Origin of the sequence: uncultured Vibrio sp. (assembly GCF_947488985.1) — a bacterium.
In the GTDB taxonomy this organism is placed as follows: Bacteria; Pseudomonadota; Gammaproteobacteria; order Enterobacterales; family Vibrionaceae; genus Vibrio.
In genome coordinates, this window is sequence record NZ_CANLBV010000165.1 from 1 (window position 1) to 4,060 (window position 4,060).

3 protein-coding genes and 3 pseudogenes are annotated in these 4,060 nt (G+C 37.2%); 3 read left to right on the top strand and 3 right to left on the bottom strand.

The window, feature by feature from the left end; translation table 11 throughout:
• Positions 1 to 172 precede the first annotated feature (172 nt).
• Positions 173 to 490, top strand: a pseudogene (locus Q1A70_RS19180) (transposase); the annotation flags it as partial.
• A gap of 39 nt (positions 491 to 529) precedes the next feature.
• On the opposite strand, the gene Q1A70_RS19185 reads toward Q1A70_RS19180, so the two are convergent.
• The 3 genes from Q1A70_RS19185 to Q1A70_RS19195 form a co-directional block, all read right to left on the bottom strand.
• Positions 530 to 994 carry a hypothetical protein gene (locus tag Q1A70_RS19185; protein ID WP_299695411.1) on the bottom strand — a complete coding sequence of 155 codons (465 nt, stop codon included), beginning with the start codon at positions 992 to 994 and terminating at the stop codon, positions 530 to 532.
• 12 nt (positions 995 to 1,006) lie between these two features.
• On the bottom strand, positions 1,007 to 1,492 hold the full coding sequence (locus Q1A70_RS19190) for a hypothetical protein (protein WP_299695412.1): 486 nt from the start codon (positions 1,490 to 1,492) through the stop codon (positions 1,007 to 1,009).
• A gap of 125 nt (positions 1,493 to 1,617) precedes the next feature.
• The gene (locus tag Q1A70_RS19195) at positions 1,618 to 3,441 is read right to left on the bottom strand and encodes a glycosyl hydrolase family 18 protein (RefSeq protein ID WP_299695414.1); all 1,824 of its coding nucleotides are present in this window, start codon (positions 3,439 to 3,441) and stop codon (positions 1,618 to 1,620) included.
• A gap of 218 nt (positions 3,442 to 3,659) precedes the next feature.
• On the opposite strand from Q1A70_RS19195, the pseudogene Q1A70_RS19200 reads away from it, so the two are divergent.
• A pseudogene (locus tag Q1A70_RS19200) lies at positions 3,660 to 3,879 on the top strand (IS1 family transposase); the annotation flags it as partial.
• Between the two features lie 67 nt (positions 3,880 to 3,946).
• Positions 3,947 to 4,060: pseudogene (locus Q1A70_RS19205) on the top strand (ISAs1 family transposase); the annotation flags it as partial.

Sequence of the window (4,060 nt, forward strand, 5' to 3'; positions counted from 1 at the left end):
CGCAGGCTCTTTGGCATCTCGAATTAATGATAACTTTCAAGTTCTCAAGCCTGCATCTTCAAGTTGAACGAGTATAGGTCAACCTAAAACTAGACCGAATCAACGAAAAATCACACCTTAATGGATACTTATTAAAAGAACCTCTTAACCATTGCAGCAATGATTAAGAGGTTCTAGCCCATTAGATAAAGCGATAACATACACGCACGGGCAGTGGTCAAAGCTCATTCGTTATATCGACGATGGTCACTTATCTATCGACAATAATCGCGCTGAACGCGCAATTAAACCGCTGGTCATTGGCCGAAAAAATTGGTTATTCTCAAACACACCAAACGGTGCTGATGCGAGCGTAATGCTTTACAGCATCATCGAGACCGCGAAAGCCAACGGTCTTATCCTCTATGACTATATGATCAAGTGCATGAAGGAGCTGGCAAAAACTGAGCCTGATATCAACACACTCCTACCTTGGAACTTCAAACACTGACAAGTCGGCCCGTGGGGTCATGGGGTACATACTTTATATTTACAGCTCTGGTTTAATTAATGTTTTACATACAACTAGAGCTTCCTGGAGTATGGGGCTTTCTGCCCATAATCTTCCAGAAATCATGTCGCCATGATAGTTATGAGCGAAATTTGCCCATCTTTCGTCAATTTCTAAATCACTAAAAGGCCAACCATAATCAACAACATTTTCTCCATTTAAAAGTAAATTTATATATGCATAATCAAGGTCACTTCGTAAATATTGCTCCTCATTTATATAGTCGCAGTATTTATTATTATCTTCCTTTGAGAGTAAGGCATATCCAATTCCAGTAGTTGAATCTATCAACTCTCCTTTTAAAACGATGTCAAGACCTTCATCAATAGCTTTATTTATTGAAGTAGTTGTAGATGGCAAATTTAGTGTTACATCAAACGTTATGTTTGCTAGTGAACCAAATGATATAGTGGAGCATAAAATCATAAAAGTTATTTTTTTCATTTTTATTAATCCTTAATATGTTAATGACTGCGTTGGAGTCGGGGTAATTAAATCTCTACACACGACAAGGGCTGGAAAAGGTACTCCACCCGATGAAACTTGCCCAGTAACTATATCGCCAGCAGAACCATCACTATAATTGGCAAATCGTTCAATAGGAGGTAAACTTTCAAATGGCCACCCATAGTCAATTACAGTTTCCTCACCTTCTCTTAATGTAGAGAAGACAAAGTCACTATCATAACGTGAAACTAATTCCTTATTATAAAAATAACAATATTTTTCACTATTAACAAATGACAGTAATCCATATTCAATACCAGTATGGTCATCTAACTTTGTTCCTTCTAAAGTTATATCAAGGCCTTCACTGATAGCTTGATTGATAGCACCTGATGTTGCTGGTAAGTTTACTGTTAATTTGTAATTAATTTCAGCGTGTGCCCCTAATGAAGATGTTAATATAAAAAATGACACAATAGTTTTATTTAGTTTCATTGTTACTTCCTTGGTTTATTTTAAGCTTGTATTTATTACTAATAACTCTATTAAGAAAGGTGTAAATTCAACCCAAAGACCTAAAAGTTGTTATAAGGTCCTTGGGTTTTTATTTAAGGCAATAATTAATCTTTAAATGATTCTGCTATTTCATTCATCTGCTGTACCTGTGTTGTTGGTACTTCTGCACCACCTGCTCCAACAGCCCAAGACATCACACCACCATATCCCAACTCTTTTTGTCGAAGTGCTTTTGTTTTAATTTCATCCATTGGTTCAACAAAAACACCACCAGGGCTCCATTGAGAGCCTATCGACACACCAAGGATAATATCTTCTCTAGGTATATATTTTGCGATATTCTCTAAAGCAACCTCCCAATCATATTCAATTCCTTGACGACCAGCGTCGTAAGCCATGACTTGGTACTTAGCTAAAGCAACATCATTGTCTTTAATACCTTCAAGAACAAGGGTTAAACTTCCAGCATATGCACTCCCAGCAGGGTAACTACACCCTTCCTCAAAAGATCCACCCTGTTGGCAGCTAGGAGCATCTCCTGCAGTGTGCATTCCTGTTAAGTACATGACTTTGTTTGGATTGTTTTCTGTGAAAGAGTCGATCATAGTTACAATATTTTCTGACCAAATAGGATCTTTCTCTATATCAAGAGCTTCAATATCTAAATCGAGTCCATCAATTTGTACATAACCTACCTTTTGATATCTATTTGACTCAATTTGTTCATAAACAGGGAAAACATCATTAACAATATCATTTAATGAGTTAACATAAGCTGGGACGTTTTCTGTATTTTTCAATAGTTGCCAAGTCTGTGTTTCATGAGCTCCTCCCATAGCAAGAGAAATCTTTGTTTCAGGGTTTAGATACTTCTTAGTTGTCCAGTTCATATAAGTAGGATCAACATTATCAACAAACTCTGGGGAGTCATCACCTCGATATTGTAATAAGCTATTTGTTCCAATTAATTCAAAATCTTCATTCATACCAACAAAAGCTAAATGTATCGTTGTAATTTGATCCGATAGTTCTTCCATTTGTGCACTATCCGTACCCCATGACGTCCAGTATGGGTTAAATTCCTCTTCCCATTGTCCTGGAATATAAATTATAACTGTTGCAATATTGCTGTCTTTAACTTTATCAAGTTCTGTATGAACACGGCTGCTAAAATTATACTGCCCTTCAGGTAGTCCACTTTCTAGAGTAAATCTAAATGGTGATTCACTTGACTCCCCAACAACATCATCATCAATTAAGAACTCCACTTTAGTGATATTATCTTCTGGATTTAAAGTATCAGCAATTGCTTCAAATGTTATAGGGGTATTTTCTAAGATTCTTTCTCCATTACGTGGCGTAATAAGTAAAGTGGCTGGTTCTTCCATATCAATTGAAAGAAGAGTTGATTGGGCGTCATCTGCATAATTACCATCTCGATCAGAGGACCTTACAATAATGTAATGAATTCCAGGTGATAGTTCTGGATATATAGAATTATATGGTGCCTCTGTAATTCGCTCTATAAATGTTTCTTCACCTTCAGTTACGATAAAAAAATCGGCATAATCAATACCGACTTCATTGGGATCTGTAATTGTTACAGATACTTCAAAGCTTTGGTCATGAGGTACAACAGTTGGTGCATCAATACTAATTATTGGTTGCTCTGCAACATCACATTCGCCTAGATGTGTCCACGCATCTTCTCCCCACACGGTCCCTGGCTCATAGTTAATATCTCGGCACCAACCTGATGCAGGAAATGGCTTGCATTCATATAGATGTCCAAGATGTTGAACATTATCTCCTTCTTCAGCTACTGGATAATAATCTTGCCACTGAGGTATATCTGTACAATTATTGGCTAAGGCGTAAGAACTTGAAAGAGTTAGAGTAATGACTGAAGCTAAAATAGACGGTTTCATTTAATTTCCTTATTTATATTTCTCGCATCAATGTATACAAATTCATCTTATTGCATAGTTACAGTACGATATGCAACAATAAGACTCAATGAGTTAAATATGGTGAAGTGTAACTTTTTGTAAAAGTAAGGTGGGGATTGTATTTATATTCACGAGCTGGTCATGACTCCAATCTGTTGTTTCTGTGTTAGAATCTACGCTTTAAGGGGGGATCAACCATAGCAACTATTCAGGTTAATTGTCTCTTTTGCAGTCAGAGCAATGCCCTTCGAAAGCATGGTAAAGGGCTTCGGGCTATCAACGTTTTCGATGCCTCGATTTTCAGCTCGATTATGCTTACGAAGCAAGAAAACCTGGTGTTAAAGATAAAATCCTTGTGAGATCGATGAACAATGGTCGTTTGTCGGTAATAAGAAAAATCAACGTTGGCTTTGGTACAGGGCGGGATCGCACTTTGTTAACAAATATGACCTAATATTGCCAAACCCATAATCACACAGCCACTTTGAACTTAATCGAACACCTATCAGTCGTCCAAGACGACTCGGTCAGACATTAACCAGAAGCATGATCTTATTGATGTTATGTTCCTTATAATTAGCGCCATCGCATCGGGGTG